Source organism: Rossellomorea vietnamensis, assembly GCF_025398035.1.
In the GTDB taxonomy this organism is placed as follows: Bacteria; Bacillota; Bacilli; order Bacillales; family Bacillaceae_B; genus Rossellomorea; species Rossellomorea vietnamensis_B.
In genome coordinates, this window is the sequence record NZ_CP104558.1 from 477,730 (window position 1) to 496,631 (window position 18,902).

The following is an 18,902-nucleotide window of genomic DNA, read 5'->3' on the forward strand; positions in this document are numbered from 1 at the left end:
AAGAGGGAGGGTTTAGAATGAATGTCTGGTTTGTTTTGTTGAACATTTTGGTGTTTCTTGTTCTCATTGGTGTACTATTTCATATGCAAAGAAAAAATGTTTCGTTTTCAAAACGGGTGTTTGCCGCACTCGGACTGGGAATTGTTTTCGGTCTCGGTTTACAGTGGGTGTATGAGGCAGGTGATGAAAATGTCACCCAATCGATTGAATGGTTCAATATTGTCGGAACGGGTTATATTAAGCTGCTTCAAATGATTGTCATGCCACTTGTATTCGTATCGATCCTTTCAGCCTTTTCAAAATTAAAACGATCTTCCAATCTAGGGAAAATTTCTGTATTGATCATCGGATTGCTTGTCGGTACGACTGCCGTCGCGGCTGCAGTAGGTATTGCGACAACTGCAGCATTCGACCTGGAAGCCATCCAAATTGATCAAGGAAATGCCGAAGCGGCAAGGGGTGTTCAGCTGGAGGAGAGGGCAGCGGCTTTAGAAGGCCAAAGCTATCCTCAAAAAATCCTGGAACTCCTGCCTCAGAATCCTTTCCTTGATTTAACCGGAGAAAGAGCCACGTCGACCATAGCCGTTGTAATTTTTGCAGCCTTCATCGGCATCGCCTATTTAGGGGTTCAGCGAAAGGAACCTGAAGCGGCGGAATTTTTCAAGAAAATTGTGGATTCCATCTATGCTGTCGTAATGAGAATTGTGACCCTGGTATTGAGGCTGACGCCATTCGGTGTGCTGGCCATCATGGCGAGAACAGTCGCACTGAGTGATTTCGATGCCATCATGAAACTTGGTGAATTTGTAGGGGCGTCCTATGTTGCCCTTATTATCATGTTCTTGATCCATTTAATCCTATTGACGCTTACAGGACTGAATCCGGTCACATACGTGAAAAAAGTACTTCCCGTATTGGCTTTTGCCTTTACCTCAAGATCCAGCGCAGGGACGTTGCCCCTTAATATTCAAACCCAGAAAAATAAACTGGGTGTTTCTGAAGGGATCGCCAACTTTTCGGGATCTTTTGGATTATCCATTGGGCAAAACGGATGTGCCGGCGTGTACCCGGCTATGCTTGCCGTCATGATCGCACCTACGGTTGGCATGAATCCTTTTACCCCAACATTTATTTTTACGCTCATTGCCATTGTTGCCATCAGCTCCTTCGGTGTCGCCGGAGTTGGCGGCGGTGCCACATTTGCCGCTATCCTCGTCCTTTCTGCCATGGACCTGCCGGTTGCGTTAGCGGGTCTTCTGATTTCAATCGAACCTTTAATCGACATGGGCCGGACAGCCGTAAATGTGAGTGGTGCCATGACATCTGGAATCATCACTAGTAAGGTAACGGGAGAACTGGATACGGAAACCTATAATAAAGAAATGATCGAAGCTGAAGCTTAAATGCCGGGCCGGCTCATTTTTGATGAGCCGGCTTTTTTATTGGAAAAGGATATTTCACATGTTTTTGAGTGTTTGTAATTGAAAATTCAGACTATATTCTTTACTATAGAGGTAACATACCGACCGGTTAGTATCTTGGTGTGTGAATGACTTGAAAGAGGGAGGCAGGAATATGCATGTAAAGGAATTGTTTGATTTATCCGGTAAGGTGGCACTGGTGACTGGTGGAGGCAGGGGTCTTGGAAAGCAGATTGCAACCTGTTTTGCGGAAGCAGGAGCAAATGTTGTCATCTGTTCAAGAAATGTAGAAGCATGCGATGAAGTCAAAAAGGATTTAGAGGGTATGGGTGTACAAGCACTTTCCTTTCAATGTGATGTCACGGATCCGGAAGACGTCGCGAGGGTTGTGGATGAAACCCAAAAGGCATTTGGACGAATTGACATCCTGGTGAATAATAGCGGAGCTTCATGGGGCGCTCCTGCAGAAGAAATGCCCCTCGAGGCATGGCATAAAGTTATGAACGTAAATGTGAACGGGACCTTCATTATGTCACAGGCGGTAGGAAAGCTGATGTTAGCACAGAATGAAGGGAAAATCATCAATATTGCGTCTGTAGCGGGTCTTCAAGGAACGGACCCAAGATATATGGATGCCATCGGCTATAGTACAAGTAAAGCAGCAGTCATCAACTTCACCAAGGATCTTGCCGTGAAATGGGGCTCTCGCGGAGTCCATGTTAACGCAATCGCACCAGGCTTCTTTCCGACAAAAATGTCAAAGGGGATCCTCTCCCATGCCGGGGAAGCCATTTTAGAAGGTACGCCGTTAAATCGATTCGGAAGCGAAGATGATTTAAAAGGGGCGGCTCTTTTCCTTGCTTCCCGTGCCTCTAATTTTGTAACAGGTTCGGTCCTTGTGGTGGATGGCGGCTCCTCAGCGATGTAACCCGATTATTTTTAATAAGGAAGGATGGATGTCATGGAGTTCTCCTATTCTCCAAAAGTACAAGAATATCAAAATAAACTATCCCGCTTCATGGAAGAGTTCGTATACCCGAATGAATCTCTTTATGAACAGCAATTAAACAGGCAGGATACCCGATGGAGTTCAGTCCCGCCCATCATGGAAGAATTAAAAACCGAAGCAAGGAAACAAGGGTTATGGAACTTATTTCTACCAGAAAGTGAATATGGGGCTGGATTAAGTAATGTGGAATATGCACCGCTTTGCGAAATCATGGGCAGGTCTTTGATCGGTCCGGAAGTATTCAACTGCAACGCTCCAGATACCGGGAATATGGAAGTGTTGGAGCGATATGGCACCCCTGCCCAAAAGGAGCGATACCTGATCCCCCTCCTGAATGGTGAGATCCGCTCCTGTTTCTCGATGACGGAGCCCGAAGTCGCTTCATCCGATGCCACAAATATCAAGGCAAGCATCGTTCGGGAAGGTGATGAATACGTCATCAATGCCAGGAAATGGTGGTCATCCGGCGCTGGGGATCCACGGTGCAGCTTCTCCATCTTAATGGGGAAAACAGACCCTGATGCAAGACGCCATGAGCAGCAATCGATGATCATCGTCCCTTTGGACGCGGAGGGTGTGAAAATCGAACGGATGCTCCCGGTCTTTGGATATGATCATGCTCCTCACGGTCATGGAGAAATCACCTTTACCGATGTACGGGTGCCCCTGGAAAATATGATCTGGGCGGAAGGGAAAGGTTTTGCCATTGCCCAGGGGCGATTAGGTCCAGGGCGGATTCATCATTGCATGCGTTTGATCGGAGCAGCGGAAAGGGCGCTTGAAGAATTATGTAAGCGTGTTCAAAACAGGGAAGCATTCGGAAAGACGCTCTCAAGTCAGGGGGTCGTCATGGATTGGATCGCTGATTCACGTATTGAAATCGAGCAGGCACGCCTTCTGACCATGAAAGCCGCTTACATGATGGATACCGTCGGAAATAAAATGGCCAAACAGGAAATCGCCATGATAAAGGTAGTGGCCCCTTCCATGGCGTTACGGGTTATTGACCGGGCCATTCAGGCATTTGGGGCTGCCGGGGTATCAGGAGATCATTCAATGGCCGCACAATGGGCGAATGCCCGAACATTACGACTTGCCGACGGGCCTGATGAAGTACATCGTGCCCAACTCGCAAAATTAGAGCTGAGAAAATATCAAAAAGCCTCTCCGGTAGAGAGCTAGGAAGAGAGAGTGATTGCATATGAGGCTATCGGGTAGGGTTTCGATCATCACTGGAGGAGGCGGTGGAATAGGACGTGCGACCGCTTTAAGATTTTCTGAAGAAGGGGCGAATGTCGTCGTGGCAGATCTGGATGAATCGAGGGGGGAGGAAACGGTAAGGCTCATCAGGGAAAAGAATGGGCATGGGATGTATGTAAGGACGAATGTAAGAGACAGTGAAAGCATGCAGGAGCTCGTACATAAAACGGTCGAGCATTTCGGGAGTCTGGATATCCTCGTGAACAATGCCGGAATCGGTCAGTCAGAAGTCAGGAGTATCGATTTGGAAGAAACGGAATGGGATGATGTCCTTGATACTAACTTAAAGAGCATCTTTCTGGGAATGAAACATAGCATACCGGAACTGATGAAAAAAGGCGGGGTCATCGTGAATGTTTCAAGTCTTCTGGGTTTAAAGGGGAGGAAGTACGTATCCGCTTATAATGCGGCAAAAGGCGGAGTGGTATTGTTGACGCAAAATGCCGCATTGGAGTACGGAAAAGAAGGAATCCGGGTAAATGCTGTAGCTCCGGGTGTCATCGATACAAACATCATTGAAGGATGGAAGAAGGATGAAAGGAAATGGTCGGTGATTTCTCAATCGAATGCCCTCAGGAGGATTGGAAACCCGGATGAAGTGGCCTCCGCCATCTTGTTCCTGGCATCGGATGAAGCCTCCTTTATCACCGGATCCACATTATCTGTAGATGGTGGTGGGTTGATCTATTAGGACCATGCAGCGGCAGCTGAATAATTAAAACGGAAGGAATGATTTTGTGACAACTAAATCCTGGCACGTTCATTATCCTGAATCGTTCGACACAGATATTCCAGCAATCGATTTCTCAATACCCCATATGCTCCAACAAACTGCTTCGGGGTACCCTGAGCATCCTTGTATAAGCTTCTATCAAAAGCGCATGACGTATCGTGAACTTCAAGATGCCGTCACAATGTTTTCCTCGTCCCTCCAGCATATCGGGACGAAAAAAGGAGACCGGGTTGCCATCATGCTCCCTAACTGTCCCCAATATGTCATTTCTTATTATGGGATCCTTACCACTGGCGGAATTGTTACGCAGGTGAATCCAATGTCTGTTGAAAGGGAACTCATTCATTTACTGAAAGACTCCGGGGTGGAGACGATCATTGTTTTGGACCGCTTTTATCCCATGATTCAATCCATTCAAAAGGAAACCAAAGTGAAAACGATCATTGTCGTCAGCTTCCTAGGGGAGGACCATGAGACGGATTATACGTTCGATGAATTTTTGAAGCTTGGGGACGGTGGGGTTACTTCCATTAAAATAGAGCCGGAAGATGTGGCCGTACTTCAATACACAGGTGGAACAACCGGCGTGTCCAAGGGTGTGATGCTCACACATAGCAATATCCTTTCAAATGTTATGCAAAGTCAGCGGTTTTTTAAAGAAAGCATTCAAACAGGGGAAGAAAGAAGTCTGAGTGTGATTCCCTTCTTTCATGTATTTGGAATGAATTCATGCATGAATCTTTCCATTTATACAGCAAATGAAATGATCCTGCTGCCACGGTTTGAGCTCTCAGAAGTATTATCCACCATTAAGAGGGAGAAACCCACATTATTCCCTGGAGTGCCGACCATGTATGTGGCGATAACGAATCATCCCTCTGCTGAAGAGTATGGGATTCATTCGATCAAGCTTTGTAACAGCGGCAGTGCCCCCATGCCTGTTGAACTCTTAAATCAGTTCGAGAAGAAAACAGGGGCAAAGATATTGGAAGGGTATGGTTTATCAGAAGCCTCGCCGACGACCCATTGTAACCCTGCCTTCGCAGAAAGAAAGCCTGGAACTGTCGGAATCGGCCTCCCTTCTACGGATTATAAGGTAGTGGATATAGCGACCGGCATGAAGGAAGTACCTCCGGGAGACATTGGAGAGCTGATCATCAAAGGTCCCCAAGTCATGAAGGGGTACTGGAATTTACCTGAAGAAACCGCCAATGCCCTTCGTGACGGATGGCTATACACAGGAGACATTGCCCGGATGGATGATGAAGGGTATGTATCGATAGTGGATCGAAAGAAAGATATGATCATTGCTTCAGGATATAACGTGTATCCCCGGGAAGTGGAAGAAGTCATCTATGAACATCCCTCTGTACAGGAAGCGGTCGTAATCGGGGTCCCTGACTCCTATCGTGGAGAAACCGTGAAAGCCGTGATTGTCCTTAAGGCTGGGGAAAAGGTGTCAGAACAGGAATTGATGGGGTTCTGTCAGGAGAATATGTCTTCATTCAAAGTCCCAAGGATCATTGAATTCCGGGATGAACTTCCAAAGACGAGTGTAGGGAAGATACTAAGAAGGGCCCTCCGGGAAAATGTGATATAATTCAGGGGATATTTGCAGATTGAGGGGACTTCATATGAAAGAAAAAATGACAGAGCAAGCAGTACGGTTATTTGATCAAAAAGGCTTTACCGTCACATCCATTCAGGATATCGTCGAATCGATCGGGGTGACAAAAGGAACATTCTACTACTATTTTTCCAGTAAAGAAGAGTTATTAAAGGAAATTCATATGAGATATATAGATGGCTTATTGTCCAAGCAGGAAAGAATACTGGAAGATGACAGTAAATCTTTCCGTGAGAAACTTTTTGACATCATTCATCTTTCCATCGTTGACATCAAAGAACAGGGAGCCAGTGCCAAAGTCTTTTTCAGGGAAATGAGACACTTAAGCCATAAAAGCTTGGACCAAATCGAACCCAAGCGGGATATGTACCGATACAATATCGAAAAGCTCTTGAAAGAAGGAAGAAAGTCCGGGGATTTCCGAAACGACTTTGATGTTTCCGTTGTAGCCTTCGGTATACTTGGGATGATGAACTGGAGTTATCAATGGTATAAGCCTGACGGGGCGAAGACGGATGAAGAAATCGCAGGCACGTTTGTCGATATGGTCTTGAAAGGGATTCAACCACAATAGAGGGGGAAGCGGTTATAGCATTTCCTCCTCCTCTAACATACCGACTGGTTAGTATTTATAATGAAAGAAGGCGGATAAATGGATTCTATCACCGTAAGAAGTAGATTCTGCGAAACTGATGCACTGGGGCATATTAACAATACCACTTACTTTGTCTATTTAGAGGAAGCGCGGATTAAATTCTTTCAAACAATCGGATTCGATATGGACGTGAAGGATTGGCAGTTTATCCTGGCTTCCACCAAATGTGATTTCGTCTCACAGGGTTATTTCAATCAAGAACTTGTCATCACCACCGATGTTTCCAAAATCGGATCCAAGAGTTTTCAGTTAGACCATGATATCCTGTGTGCGGAGACTCATCAACTGATCGCAAGGGGAAACGCGGTCATTGTATATTTTGACTTTCAGGAACAACGTAGCAAAGCAATCCCTGATCTGTTAAAAGCTCAGTTAAACAATCATTTTCGTTCTGAGAAAACTGAATATTCTTGAATCTAGGAGGGATAACATGGCGGAGCGAATGGAATATGAAACGGTTTCAGTCCGAAAAGGAGAAGAATTAAATGAAAGGAAATTACATGACTTCCTGGTTGAGCATTTTCCTGATCTGCAACAAGAAAAGTTGAGCATTAAACAGTTTTCTGCAGGTCACTCAAATCTAACGTATTTGCTTTCAATGGGAGAATGGGAAGGGGTTTTAAGACGTCCCCCCTTAGGGCCCGTCGCACCGAAGGCACATGATATGAAAAGGGAATTCAGGATCCTTTCAGAGATCCACCCTTTATTCGACGTTACACCAAAACCCTATGTATTCTCTGAAGATGAAGGGATAGTCGGAAGCCCATTCTTCATCATGGAACGAAAAAGGGGGGAAGTATTCGATACATCATTTCCCCCGCATCTGAATGTAACGCCTGAGGTGTGCAAGAAAATCTCGGAAGAAATGGTTTCAAGAATGGTTGAGCTTCATTCCATTGACCATACCAAAACCTCACTACATGAAATCAGTAAGCCCGAGCACTTTATGGAGAGACAGGTTCACGGGTGGATCAATCGCTATGAACGTGCGAAGACAAGTGAGGTTCGTGATGTAAAACATCTCACACAGTGGTTGATCAGAAACGTTCCGGAAAATGCTGAGTCCACGATCATTCATTATGACTTTAAATTAAACAATAGTATGTTTTCTGAAGACCTGACATCCATGGTGGGATTATTCGATTGGGAGATGGCGACCGTCGGAGACCCTCTTGCAGATCTGGGTGTCGCCATGGGGTATTGGATCCAGCAAGATGATCCTGAATTGTTAAAGTACGGTCTCGGGAAGCCTCCAGTGACCATCCTGGACGGTTTTTACAGCAGAAGAGAGTTCATTGAAAAATATGCCGAAAAAAGCGGCAGGGACGTAAATCACATTCATTTCTATTTGTCTTTTGCCTACTTTAAGCTCGCGGTTATTGTGCAGCAAATTTATTACCGTTTTAAGATGGGTCAGACAAGTGATGCTCGTTTTTCCGGGTTCGATCGGTTTGCCGAGTCTTTAATTACCCTGGGTAATCAGGCAGCATTTAATTCCAGGGAACAAATATAAGGGGATGAATAGGATGCAATCATTATTAGTCGAAATGAATGACCGGGTGTTGAATGTTACTTTGAATCGACCAGACAGCTTAAACTCATTTGATGAGAATATGCTTACCGGATTGATAGAAGCGGTAGAAGAGGCTGGGCGGAATCAGGAGATCCGGGCGATCGTGATGCGCGGTGCCGGAAGGTCATTCTCTGCTGGTGGCGACGTGAAAACGATGGGAAGTGCCACATCAGCCCAAGTCTATGAACATATCGGAATACTGAATTCATGTATCAAAGCCATCAAAACAATAGAAAAGCCGGTCATTGCCTCCGTCCATGGTTTCGCCGCAGGTGCCGGATTTAATTTAGCATTGGCCTGTGATCTAATCATTGCATCGGAAACCAGTCAATTTGCACTGAGTTTTTCTAAAGTAGGGCTCATTTCGGATGGAGGGGGTTCTTATTTTCTCCCACGGTTGATCGGCCCTCATCTTGCAAAGGAGTTCTTCTTTTCCGGAGAACCTGTTTCTGCCAGGAGAATGTATGAATTAGGGGTGATTAACAGGCTGGTGTCCGCTGATCATCTGGAAGAAAAAACATATGAGCTGGCTTCTACACTCGCTTCGGGTCCAAGCAAAGCCTACGGCATGATGAAAAAAATGATTGATCGTTCATTCACCACTACCCTGGATGAAATACTGGAACAGGAAAGAATCACTCAAACCCTGATGATTTCAACGGAAGATCATCTAGAAGGAGTTTCAGCGTTTAAAGAAAAAAGGACCCCCTCTTTTTCGGGGAATTAGGAGGAGTATAGATGAAAGCGATCCAATTTAGGGAGTTCGGTGGTCCTGATGTGTTGAAGAATGTGGACATTGATATGCCTTCACCCCGTGGGAGGGAGGTATTGATCAAAGTGCATGCCTCTGCTGTCAATTATGCTGATACGGCCAGGAGAGAAGGTCAATATGTGGTAAAGACCCCCCTTCCTTACATTCCCGGTGCGGAAGTATCAGGCATCGTAACCGAAGTCGGAGAAGATGTGACCAGGATCAAAAAAGGAGACCGGGTCGTAGCGATGATGGATTCAGGCGGGTATGCAGAATATGCCATGACAGATGAACGATCCATCATCCCCCTTCCATATGGCTTGGATTTTAAAGAAGCGGCTGCAATACCTGTACAGGGACTGAGTGCGTATCATATTTTGAAAACACTTGGGAGACTCGAGCAGGGTGAGACGGTCCTCATTCATGCTGCTGCAGGTGGTGTAGGGCTCTTAGCCGTTCAACTCGCAAAGCGATTCGGTGCAGGTAAAGTGATCGCCACTGCAAGCACCGAGGAGAAGCTTCGCTTAGCAGAAGATATGGGAGCAGATGTATTGGTCAATTATACAGAGGAAGAATGGGAGAAAAAAGTTCTGGATGCTACAAGTGGAAAGGGTGTGCATCTTGCGCTGGAGATGGCAGGTGGTGACGTCTTTTACAAAACATTAAAATGCCTTGCCCACTTCGGAAGAATGATCATCTACGGTGTAGCAAGCGGGGAGCAAAGCAGATTCTATCCCTCTTCCTTAATGGCAAAGAATCAATCGGTCACCGGCTTTTTCCTTCCTCCTCTGATGAGGGACACTGAGTTGACCCAAAAAACCCTTCATGAAATCTTTCATTACGTGGCGAACGGAGATTTAAAGGTCACAGTGGGGCACGTGTTCCCATTGGAAGAAGCGGCAAAGGTCCACTCCCTCATGCAGGGAAGACAGACAGTGGGAAAAGTGATCCTGCAGCCATAATTTTATCTTATTAGGGGTGAATAAAAATGAACTTACGCTTATCAGATGAACAAAAGATGATCCAAAAGACCATCCGGAAATTTGTAGAGAAAGAATTGATTCCTTTAGAAAATGAAGTGCTGCGAAATGAGCGGGAAGGAAAGCCCAGCCTTTCTCTGGAAAAGAGGAAAGAGCTGCAAATGAAGGCGAAGGATGCCGGATTCTGGGGCATCAACACTCCGGAGGAATATGGAGGGGCGGATCTCGGTCAAATGATGATGGCCATCGTCTATATGGAAATCTCGAAGACCTTTGTTCCATTCTCCTTTGGCGGTTATGCCGATAACATACTTTATTACGCCAATGAAGAGCAAAAGAAAAACTATTTGATTCCAACTATTAATGGAGAAAAGAAATCGTGTTTTGCCATGACGGAACCAGGAGCGGGTTCTGATACCCGAAATATCAGGACCACAGCCGTGAAAGACGGAAACGAATGGATTTTAAATGGTGAAAAAACGTTCATTACAGGTGGTAATGAAGCAGATTTTGTCATGGTCATGGCAGTGACGGATAAAGAAAAACATCGCCGGACCGGTCGGGAAGGAGTCACATGTTTCATCGCTGATCGAAGCATGGGCTGGAAATCCGAGTATATTCATACGATGGGCGAATGGGGACCGGCGAGTTTGATTTTTGATGATGTAAGGGTTCCCGAAGAGAACATCCTGGGTGAAATCGATGGCGGCTACGATCTCGGCCTGGAATGGATCGGCTTCGCACGTTGGATCGTAGGAGCCCAGGCAGTCGGAGCAGCCGAACGCCTTCTTCAAATGGCCATCGACTATTCGAAAGAAAGAGAAACATTTGGAAAGCCTATCGCGGACCGGCAGGCGATTCAGTGGCAGATTGCGGATTCAGCCGTGGAAATTGAAGCTGCCCGTTGGCTCGTGTTAAATGCAGCATTCACACTCGATCAAGGGGAAGACAATCGTCACGTTGCGTCGATGGCCAAGCTATATGGATCCAATATGGGGAATCGGGTCGTAGATCGCGTCCTCCAGATCCATGGTGGTATGGGCTATACAAGAGAGCTGCCGATCGAACGATGGTACCGGGAGGCAAGGTTATGGCGCATTTATGATGGAACCGATGAAATTCAAAAACTGATCATTTCAAGGAACTTATTAAAAGGTCATGTGAAACTTGGGCAATTTGTATAAACAGAAAAGGAGGCAGACGAAATGGGAGAGCGATTCAGAGGAAAAGTGGCTTTGGTTACAGGTGGAAGCAGAGGGATCGGCAGGTCGATTGCCGGATTACTGGCTGAAGAAGGGGCCAAGGTGGCCATCATCGACGTGAATGAAGATGCGTTGAATGAAGCGAGTGAGGTATTTAAACAATATGAATTGTATACAAAAGTGGCAAATGTCGTAGAATCCAGAGAAGTTGAAAATGCGATGAAGGAAGTATATGAATCTTTTGGCTCCCTGGACATTGTGGTGAATAATGCAGGGGTCATCAGGGATAATCTGTTATTCAAAATGACCGAAAACGATTGGGAGACGGTCATGGATGTGCATTTAAAGGGTTCATTCAATGTTGTGAAGGCAGCCCAACAATATATGGTCAAACAAAAGTACGGGCGCATCATCAATATCTCATCCACCTCCGCACTGGGAAATCGAGGACAGGCGAACTACGCAACGGCTAAAGCAGGTCTTCAAGGCTTGACGAAAACCCTCGCCATAGAACTTGGTCCTTTCGGAATCACAACGAATGCTGTAGCACCGGGTTTTATCGAAACCGATATGACAAAAGAAACGGCGAAACGGATCGGAATCACTTTCGAGCAATTAGTCGAAGCAAGTCTCCAGGGAATCCCTGTTGGAAGAAGCGGGCTTCCTGAAGATATTGCAAATGCCGTCGCTTTTTTTGCAGATGAAAAATCTTCATTCGTCAATGGTCAGGTTCTCTACGTTGCTGGAGGGCCGAAAGCCTGAATAAAGGAGAAAGGGGCGAAGAATATGTTTGAATCCTATATCGGAAAGAGGTCTACTCCCACACGAAATGCAGTGGAAAGAGGAGCGATTCGGAAATTTGCAGAAGCCATTGGCGATCCCCATCCCCTTTATGTGGATGAAGATGCCGGGAAGTCCTCCGCTTATGGGGGGAACATTGCCCCTCCCACCTTTCCGAGAGTGTTGGACTATGGTTCGATCGAAGGCTTTCATTTACCGAATGTTGGGTTGATTCACGGTGAACAATTCTTCCATTATGAAAGACCTTTGAAGGTAGGGGAAACGATTCAATGTTATACGGAAATAAAAGACTATTATGAACGTGAAGGTACCGGGGGGAAACTGGGATTCCTTGTCATCGAAGATGTCGGGGAAGATTCTCGTGGGGAAAGAATCTTCACTTCCCAGGCGATTGTCATTATTACAGAAGAAGTCAGAAAGAGGTTGAGTAAATGACAACACTACAATCATTCGGAATAGGAGATACACTTCCCCCGGTTGAACTCGCTCCGGTCACAAGGATGGACCTGATCAAATACGCAGGAGCTTCCGGAGACTATAATCCGATACACACCATTGATGATGAAGCCTTGAAGCTGGGTCTTCCAGGAATCATCGCTCATGGAATGTGGACGATGGGCAATGTGTCCAAACTTTTCAGCCCACACTATGATGAAGGGTTTATCCAGGATTACTCTGTACGATTTAAAGGGATGGTCATGTTACATGATGTGGTTACTTTACGGGCAGAATTGACGGACAATCAGGGTAACCTCCTTCATTTTAAAGTTTTAGCCACAAATCAAGCCGGGAAGAACGTAATTGAGGGTAATGTCGTGTTTAGACTCCTTGAATAGTTACGCAATGCTTTATGAAAAATTGTCGTAGAACCACCCCCAATCGAATAAACATGTATGGAATGATGTTTGAATAAAATAAGTCAAAAGACATAAATCCGATCGAAAAACTCGGGTTGACTTCTGCTGTAATTGTGATATTATTTAGAATATTAAAATGAATAACTCTTATCCAGAGTGGTGGAGGGATCTGGCCCTGCGAAGCCCAGCAACCTACGTATTGTAAGGTGCTAATTCCAGCAAAATGTGAAGTCATTTTGGAAGATAAGGTAACCTTACCTGAACAACTTTCCAAAATGGAAAGTTGTTTTTTTCTGATCTGGATAAGAAGAAAATTGGGGGTATCATGTGAAAAAAGAAAAGAACCAGCATGTACAGTTTGACTTGGTAGCAGAGAAAATCCAGTCCATGCTTGAAACCATGAGCTTTGGTTCGATCACGATTATCGTACAGGATGGAAAAGTCATTCAATTAGAGAAAAATGAGAAAGTCCGAATTAAATAAGCTGACTAGACAAACTAGAGGCGCGTAGCAAAAATATAGGGACTCCTTATATTTTGTTACCGCCTCTTTTTCTATGGATAAGCATTATGGAATGGGGTGTACTATGTTAACGTATCAGACTTGGAAACAGCCATCCGTAGAATTTGAAGTGGATCCGGTATATAAAGGAGCGTTGGACGTCCTGAAATGGACATATGATCATTACGGTGACGAGGTTGTCTATGCGTGCAGTTTCGGAATAGAAGGCATTGTGCTTATCGATCTCATATCCAAGGTGAAACCGCAGGCGACCATTGTATTCCTTGATACAGGGGTTCATTTCAAGGAAACGTATGAAATCATTGAGAAAGTGAAGAAGACGTATCCCGCGTTGACCATCCATATGAAAAAGCCTCAGTTGACCCTCAAGGAACAGGCAGAGGCATATGGGGATAAGTTATGGGAAACCAAACCAAACCAATGCTGTCAAATACGGAAGCTTGACCCGTTAAAAGAAACATTATCCAAGGGGCACGCATGGATTTCAGGCCTAAGGAGGGAACAATCCCCAACAAGACAACATGTTGAATTCATTAATAGAGATGACAAATTTCAATCCGTCAAAATTTGTCCGTTGATTCACTGGACGTGGAAGGAGATCTGGCGTTATGTCCATAAACATAATCTCTCTTACAACCCCCTCCACGATCAAGGATATCCGAGCATAGGCTGCTTTCATTGCACCACGCCGGCTATTGATGTCAATGATCTTCGCTCCGGAAGATGGAAAGGAAAAGGGAAGACAGAATGCGGCCTCCATTAGAAAGGGTGACGGTCTTTGCTTGAGGTTGCAGCCCTTCTGATCAGCTTGTTCTTCGCCATGAACATTGGTGCCAGCGGAGCGGCAGCGTCAATGGGAGTGGCATATGGTGCAGGGGCTGTAAAGAACATCCGGACAGCGCTATGGATATGCGCAGCAGGTGTCCTTAGTGGAGCGGTTCTGGGTGGTGGAGAGGTTGTAAAGACAATCAGTTCAGGAATCATCCCGCAGAATCTATTGTCGATTAAGATTGTTCTCATTATTTTGTTATCTGCAACGATTTCACTATTTCTGGCGAATGTGATCGGCATTCCGCTGTCTACGAGTGAAGTAACGGTGGGAGCCGTTGTAGGAGTCGGGGTAGCCTATCAGGTTTTGTATGTAAAATCACTTATTACGATCATGTCCTTCTGGGTCATCGTCCCTGTCATCGCTTTTTTCGTAACCTGGTTTGCGGGATTAGGTTTAGTCCAGCTTGGAAAGCGGGGGTATCATTTTGATAAACAGTGGCTTGCTTATCTGTTGATCATCGCCGGATTCTTTGAAGCTTTCTCAGCAGGGATGAATAATGTTGCCAATGCCGTTGGTCCATTGGTGGGGGCAGGGCTGATATCACCTTCACGTGGAATCTTGATTGGTGGAGCATTTGTTGCACTGGGAGCTGTTTTACTGGGAAAGAAAGTAGTCGAAACAAACGGCAAGAAAATTACGCAATATTCTAAAGCTGAAGGAATTGTCATTTCTTCAACAGGAGCCTTCCTCGTCATCTTGAGCTCTCTGTATGGATTGCCGATCCCTCTGACACAGGTTACATCCTCTTCCATCATTGGTTTGGGTGTAGCTAAAAACGGAAAGCACATGCTTCAAAAGAAAATCGTCAAAAAAATCATCAAAATCTGGGTGGTCTCCCCCTTGATTTCACTCAGTATTTCATACTTCTTGGTCAAACTGTTAATCGATAGTGATTTGTACTCGATTGTCGTACTGATAAGCGTCATCATTGCCACGGTAGGTGCGTTGTCGTTGATGAGGGTCATTAATGAGGAAAGACGGTCTGTCCACGAAGATGGAGGAGGCATTTGATCTTAATTCCGATTATACAAATATGTTAAGGAGGATATTTTACATGAGTTTACAGCCGCACGGAGGAGTACTGGTCCAATCCTATTTACCTGAAGAATCCTATAAGGACATCCAACACGAACTGCCACTGGACGACATCGCATTGAGTGATTTGGAACTGATTGCAATCGGTGCATACAGTCCCATAGAAGGATTCTTGACCAAGCGGGATTATCAGACCGTGGTGGAATCATTACGGCTTGAGAGCGGATGTGTATGGAGCATTCCCATCACTCTGCCCATCGACAAGGAGCAGGCTGGTTCTGTACAGCTAGGGAAAAGGAGCAGGCTTGTCTATAAAGGAGAAACATACGGGATGATCGACGTAGAGGATATCTACGAACCTGACAAATATAAAGAAGCCCTCCTGGTCTATGGAACGACGGACGGGGAACATCCCGGCGTAAAGAAGTTATTCGAGCGCGGTGATGTGTATGTCGGAGGGAAGATTACACTAGTGAAAAGGCTTTCCAAACCCTTTAGGGATTATACCTTCGATCCAGTTGAAACACGTAAAGGGTTTAAAGATAAGGGATGGAGAACGATAGTTGGTTTCCAGACCAGAAACCCCGTTCACAGGGCGCATGAATACATTCAGAAAACGGCTTTGGAAACGGTGGATGCCTTATTTTTAAATCCGCTGGTGGGTGAAACGAAAGCGGATGATATTTCTGCGGAAATCCGGATGAAGAGCTATGACGTTCTCCTGAGGAACTATTACCCGAAAGACCGTGTATTTCTCGGCGTCTTTCCTGCTGCTATGAGATATGCAGGACCCAGGGAAGCCATTTTTCATGCATTAGTGAGAAAAAACTATGGATGTACTCACTTCATTGTCGGGAGGGATCATGCAGGGGTTGGTGATTATTATGGAACCTATGATGCCCAAAAGATTTTTGATCAGTTTACGGAAGAAGAGATTGGGATTACCCCTCTTCGCTTCGAACATAGCTTCTATTGTGAGAAATGTGAGGGGATGGCGACGACAAAAACCTGTCCCCATGGAAAAGAGCATCACGTCATCCTATCCGGAACAAAAGTAAGGGGAATGCTGAGGAACGGGGAAGTCCCTCCTTCAACATTCAGTCGTCCAGAGGTCATTGATGTATTGATCAAGGGTCTAAAACAAGAATCCAAATAATCGGCCGGGGAGGAAGATAGCTTGAGTGAAAAACAAGAAAACATCGTATGGCATGAATCAACAGTCACCAAGCAGCATAGAAGGAAAAAGAATGGTCATCAAAGTTTCATTCTCTGGTTCACAGGATTATCCGCTTCAGGTAAATCGACAGTGGCGAATGCACTTGCTGCCTCCCTTTTTAATCAGGGAAAGCAGGTGTACGTTCTGGATGGAGATAACGTCCGTCATGGATTGAATCAAGATTTGGGCTTTAACGAAGACGACCGTAAAGAAAACATCAGACGGATAGGTGAAGTGTCGAAACTCTTCATTGATAGCGGTCAAATTGTGCTCACCGCGTTTATTTCACCTTTCAGAATAGACCGGGATCTTGTGAGAAGCCTGGTCGGACCTGAAGAATTTTTGGAAGTATACGTACATTGTTCCCTGGAGGAATGTGAAAAGCGTGATCCTAAAGGGTTATACAAAAAAGCACGTAAACAAGAGATCACCCATTTCACGGGGATCAGTGCTCCGTATGAGGAACCTGAAAATCCTGAAATCGTTCTGGATACAGAAAAGAATTCCATTGAACAATGTGTAGAGAGTCTTTTGACGGAATTAAAGCAAAAACAATTGATATAAGGAGAGAAAAACATGGCATATAAGAAATCATGGGAGTCAAATGAAAAGCTGAACAAAACAGAACAATGGAAGCTCGAAAAAGACGGATTGAAGGTATTCGAAGATATTCCGCATTATGCTAAAAACGGATTCTCTTCCATCCCAAAAGAGGAATGGGATAAATTCAAGTGGGCTGGCCTTTACCTGCAAAGACCGAAAGAAGACGGTTATTTCATGATGAGGGTCAATGTCCCTTCCGGCATCTTATCGTATGATCAGGCAAGGGAGCTTGCTTCCATCTGTAAGGAATACGGCAGGGATGTCTATGATATCACGACCCGCCAGGCCATCCAGTTCCACTGGTTGAAGATTGAACAAATCCCCGATATCTTTAAACGTCTGGAAAAAGTCGGATTGTCCTCTGCAGGGGCATGTGGGGATATTACACGTAACATCGTCGGAAACCCTCTGGCTGGCATCGATCCCGATGAACTCTTTGACACAAGAGCCGTTGTCAAGGAAGTCTATGACTTTTTCCAACATAATGAAGACTTTTCAAATTTACCGAGAAAGTACAAAGTCTCGATTTCCGCCAATCTCAACAATGCAGCGAATGCCGAAATCAACTGTGTTTCTTTCCTTCCGGCGAAAAAGGAGATAGACGGTAAAGAGGAGAACGGGTTTCACCTGAAGGTCGGAGGTGGTTTGTCTTCGAGACCTCTTCTGGCAGAAGAATTGGACGTATTCGTTCTCCCACATCAGGTGAAAGACGTAACGATTGCCCTTACGACCATTTTTCGGGACTACGGATATCGGGAGAAACGGCATTTGGCCCGTTTGAAATTCTTAATGGCTGACTGGGGGCCGGAGAAGTTCAAAGAAAAACTGCTGGAGTATGTAGAGCTTCTTCCGGCAGGGACCGACGCAGTGAAAGGATGGAACGCAGGGTATTTCTACGGAGTTCACCCCCAAAAACAGGAAGGACTCAATTATATTGGACTGAATGTTCCCGTAGGCAGACTGAATTCCGATGAAGTATATGAACTCGCGAGAATATCCAAGAAATATGGAAATGGAGAACTCAGAAACTGTAACTCTCAGAATCTCATCATTCCGAATATTCCCGATGAGCATGTGGATGCTTTGCTTAATGAAAAGATCTTTGACCGGATTTCAACGAGCCCTTTATCTTTCATCGGGTACTCTGTATCGTGCACAGGAATCGAATATTGCAATCTTGCTTTGGTAGAGACAAAGGAGCGGATGAGACAGATCGCCAATGACTTGGATCAGGAATTGACGTTGGATGTCCCAGTGAGGATCCATATGGTGGGTTGCCCCAATTCATGCGGTCAGCGACAAATTGCAGACATCGGTCTCCAGGGGATCAAAATGAGGACGAAAGATAAGAAAATGATCGAAGCCTTTGAAATCTATGTAGGTGGTACCCTTCAGGACGGCGGCAAATTGAATGAAAAGCTGAAAGGGAAAGTGGAAGCCGCCAATCTGTCCGAAGTCGTCAAGCAACTCTTGATTCATTTCAAACAAACAAAGGAACAAGGGGAAACGTTCTTTGACTATATCAACCGAGTCGGTACCGCTCCCCTTCAGGAATCGTTGGATCAACTGCTGCAGGAAGCATAAGGAGGCGATGAGAGATGAATTTATATCGATTTGAAGTCACTGCCCGTGATTTAGTCACGATTGTCGTCGTAGCAGCTGATACGGATGAGAAAGCTTTTGACCTGGTTGAGATCGAGCTTGAGAAGTATTTCTTGAAAAAGCCGGATGTCAGGGATATCTCCCTTTATGAAAAAAAGAGAATCCGGGGAAATGGTGCAGGATTTGTCCTGCACGAACAGGAAACCATCATTACATCCTGAGG

At 45.4% G+C, this 18,902-nt stretch carries 21 protein-coding genes and 1 riboswitch; all 21 genes read left to right on the forward strand.

Features of this window, described 5'->3' with window-relative positions; genetic code table 11:
- The first annotated feature begins 17 nt into the window (after window positions 1–17).
- Window positions 18–1,403 (forward strand): L-cystine transporter, encoded by a 1,386-nt coding sequence (locus tag N5C46_RS02580; RefSeq protein WP_261750790.1) that lies wholly within the window; start codon window positions 18–20, stop codon window positions 1,401–1,403.
- Window positions 1,404–1,575: 172 nt separating this feature from the next.
- Window positions 1,576–2,349 (forward strand): SDR family oxidoreductase, encoded by a 774-nt coding sequence (locus N5C46_RS02585; RefSeq protein ID WP_261750791.1) that lies wholly within the window; start codon window positions 1,576–1,578, stop codon window positions 2,347–2,349.
- A gap of 33 nt (window positions 2,350–2,382) precedes the next feature.
- Entirely contained in the window at window positions 2,383–3,612 is a 1,230-nt protein-coding gene (locus N5C46_RS02590; protein ID WP_261750792.1) for an acyl-CoA dehydrogenase family protein, read from the forward strand.
- Between the two features lie 19 nt (window positions 3,613–3,631).
- Complete coding sequence (locus N5C46_RS02595) at window positions 3,632–4,381, forward strand: SDR family NAD(P)-dependent oxidoreductase (protein WP_261750793.1); 750 nt, start codon at window positions 3,632–3,634, stop codon at window positions 4,379–4,381.
- Between the two features lie 46 nt (window positions 4,382–4,427).
- Window positions 4,428–6,023 (forward strand): long-chain-fatty-acid--CoA ligase, encoded by a 1,596-nt coding sequence (locus N5C46_RS02600; protein ID WP_261750794.1) that lies wholly within the window; start codon window positions 4,428–4,430, stop codon window positions 6,021–6,023.
- 34 nt (window positions 6,024–6,057) lie between these two features.
- A complete protein-coding gene (locus N5C46_RS02605) occupies window positions 6,058–6,624 on the forward strand; it encodes a TetR/AcrR family transcriptional regulator (RefSeq protein WP_261750795.1) in 567 nt (188 codons plus the stop codon).
- A 78-nt stretch (window positions 6,625–6,702) separates the two neighbouring features.
- Window positions 6,703–7,119, forward strand: a complete 417-nt coding sequence (locus N5C46_RS02610) for an acyl-CoA thioesterase (protein WP_061809223.1) — start codon at window positions 6,703–6,705, stop codon at window positions 7,117–7,119.
- A 16-nt stretch (window positions 7,120–7,135) separates the two neighbouring features.
- Window positions 7,136–8,218 (forward strand): phosphotransferase family protein, encoded by a 1,083-nt coding sequence (locus N5C46_RS02615; protein WP_261750796.1) that lies wholly within the window; start codon window positions 7,136–7,138, stop codon window positions 8,216–8,218.
- Between the two features lie 13 nt (window positions 8,219–8,231).
- On the forward strand, window positions 8,232–9,005 hold the full coding sequence (locus tag N5C46_RS02620; protein ID WP_261750797.1) for an enoyl-CoA hydratase/isomerase family protein: 774 nt from the start codon (window positions 8,232–8,234) through the stop codon (window positions 9,003–9,005).
- Window positions 9,006–9,016: 11 nt separating this feature from the next.
- Window positions 9,017–9,991: a quinone oxidoreductase family protein gene (locus tag N5C46_RS02625; RefSeq protein WP_261750798.1), complete on the forward strand. Its 975-nt coding sequence runs from the start codon at window positions 9,017–9,019 to the stop codon at window positions 9,989–9,991.
- A 26-nt stretch (window positions 9,992–10,017) separates the two neighbouring features.
- Entirely contained in the window at window positions 10,018–11,193 is a 1,176-nt protein-coding gene (locus N5C46_RS02630; protein ID WP_261750799.1) for an acyl-CoA dehydrogenase family protein, read from the forward strand.
- Window positions 11,194–11,214: 21 nt separating this feature from the next.
- Window positions 11,215–11,973, forward strand: a complete 759-nt coding sequence (gene fabG / locus N5C46_RS02635) for a 3-oxoacyl-ACP reductase FabG (RefSeq protein ID WP_261750800.1) — start codon at window positions 11,215–11,217, stop codon at window positions 11,971–11,973.
- A gap of 24 nt (window positions 11,974–11,997) precedes the next feature.
- The gene (locus N5C46_RS02640; RefSeq protein ID WP_261750801.1) at window positions 11,998–12,447 is read left to right on the forward strand and encodes a MaoC family dehydratase N-terminal domain-containing protein; all 450 of its coding nucleotides are present in this window, start codon (window positions 11,998–12,000) and stop codon (window positions 12,445–12,447) included.
- Window positions 12,444–12,848, forward strand: coding sequence for a MaoC/PaaZ C-terminal domain-containing protein (locus N5C46_RS02645; RefSeq protein ID WP_261750802.1), 405 nt, complete (start codon window positions 12,444–12,446; stop codon window positions 12,846–12,848). The genes N5C46_RS02640 and N5C46_RS02645 overlap by 4 nt, the downstream gene beginning before the upstream one ends.
- Before the next feature lie 165 nt (window positions 12,849–13,013).
- Window positions 13,014–13,119, forward strand: a riboswitch (SAM riboswitch).
- 77 nt (window positions 13,120–13,196) lie between these two features.
- Window positions 13,197–13,352, forward strand: a complete 156-nt coding sequence (locus N5C46_RS23245) for a YezD family protein (protein WP_224519933.1) — start codon at window positions 13,197–13,199, stop codon at window positions 13,350–13,352.
- 103 nt (window positions 13,353–13,455) lie between these two features.
- A complete protein-coding gene (locus N5C46_RS02655) occupies window positions 13,456–14,154 on the forward strand; it encodes a phosphoadenylyl-sulfate reductase (RefSeq protein ID WP_261750803.1) in 699 nt (232 codons plus the stop codon).
- 57 nt (window positions 14,155–14,211) lie between these two features.
- Entirely contained in the window at window positions 14,212–15,234 is a 1,023-nt protein-coding gene (locus N5C46_RS02660; protein WP_261752257.1) for a sulfate permease, read from the forward strand.
- A 43-nt stretch (window positions 15,235–15,277) separates the two neighbouring features.
- A complete protein-coding gene (gene sat, locus N5C46_RS02665) occupies window positions 15,278–16,414 on the forward strand; it encodes a sulfate adenylyltransferase (protein WP_261750804.1) in 1,137 nt (378 codons plus the stop codon).
- Window positions 16,415–16,435: 21 nt separating this feature from the next.
- Window positions 16,436–17,038, forward strand: coding sequence for an adenylyl-sulfate kinase (gene cysC, locus N5C46_RS02670; RefSeq protein ID WP_261750805.1), 603 nt, complete (start codon window positions 16,436–16,438; stop codon window positions 17,036–17,038).
- 12 nt (window positions 17,039–17,050) lie between these two features.
- Complete coding sequence (locus N5C46_RS02675; RefSeq protein WP_261750806.1) at window positions 17,051–18,661, forward strand: nitrite/sulfite reductase; 1,611 nt, start codon at window positions 17,051–17,053, stop codon at window positions 18,659–18,661.
- Window positions 18,662–18,675: 14 nt separating this feature from the next.
- Window positions 18,676–18,900 (forward strand): DUF3906 family protein, encoded by a 225-nt coding sequence (locus tag N5C46_RS02680; RefSeq protein ID WP_261750807.1) that lies wholly within the window; start codon window positions 18,676–18,678, stop codon window positions 18,898–18,900.
- Window positions 18,901–18,902: the final 2 nt, after the last annotated feature.

Coding starts and splice junctions, on each gene's coding strand:
- N5C46_RS02580 (WP_261750790.1), top strand. CDS start 18: ATGAATGTCTGGTTTGTTTTGTTGAACATTTTGGTGTTTCTTGTTCTC.
- N5C46_RS02585 (WP_261750791.1), top strand. CDS start 1,576: ATGCATGTAAAGGAATTGTTTGATTTATCCGGTAAGGTGGCACTGGTG.
- N5C46_RS02590 (WP_261750792.1), top strand. CDS start 2,383: ATGGAGTTCTCCTATTCTCCAAAAGTACAAGAATATCAAAATAAACTA.
- N5C46_RS02595 (WP_261750793.1), top strand. CDS start 3,632: ATGAGGCTATCGGGTAGGGTTTCGATCATCACTGGAGGAGGCGGTGGA.
- N5C46_RS02605 (WP_261750795.1), top strand. CDS start 6,058: ATGAAAGAAAAAATGACAGAGCAAGCAGTACGGTTATTTGATCAAAAA.
- N5C46_RS02610 (WP_061809223.1), top strand. CDS start 6,703: ATGGATTCTATCACCGTAAGAAGTAGATTCTGCGAAACTGATGCACTG.
- N5C46_RS02615 (WP_261750796.1), top strand. CDS start 7,136: ATGGCGGAGCGAATGGAATATGAAACGGTTTCAGTCCGAAAAGGAGAA.
- N5C46_RS02620 (WP_261750797.1), top strand. CDS start 8,232: ATGCAATCATTATTAGTCGAAATGAATGACCGGGTGTTGAATGTTACT.
- N5C46_RS02625 (WP_261750798.1), top strand. CDS start 9,017: ATGAAAGCGATCCAATTTAGGGAGTTCGGTGGTCCTGATGTGTTGAAG.
- N5C46_RS02630 (WP_261750799.1), top strand. CDS start 10,018: ATGAACTTACGCTTATCAGATGAACAAAAGATGATCCAAAAGACCATC.
- fabG (WP_261750800.1), top strand. CDS start 11,215: ATGGGAGAGCGATTCAGAGGAAAAGTGGCTTTGGTTACAGGTGGAAGC.
- N5C46_RS02640 (WP_261750801.1), top strand. CDS start 11,998: ATGTTTGAATCCTATATCGGAAAGAGGTCTACTCCCACACGAAATGCA.
- N5C46_RS02645 (WP_261750802.1), top strand. CDS start 12,444: ATGACAACACTACAATCATTCGGAATAGGAGATACACTTCCCCCGGTT.
- N5C46_RS02655 (WP_261750803.1), top strand. CDS start 13,456: ATGTTAACGTATCAGACTTGGAAACAGCCATCCGTAGAATTTGAAGTG.
- N5C46_RS02660 (WP_261752257.1), top strand. CDS start 14,212: ATGAACATTGGTGCCAGCGGAGCGGCAGCGTCAATGGGAGTGGCATAT.
- sat (WP_261750804.1), top strand. CDS start 15,278: ATGAGTTTACAGCCGCACGGAGGAGTACTGGTCCAATCCTATTTACCT.
- N5C46_RS02675 (WP_261750806.1), top strand. CDS start 17,051: ATGGCATATAAGAAATCATGGGAGTCAAATGAAAAGCTGAACAAAACA.
- N5C46_RS02680 (WP_261750807.1), top strand. CDS start 18,676: ATGAATTTATATCGATTTGAAGTCACTGCCCGTGATTTAGTCACGATT.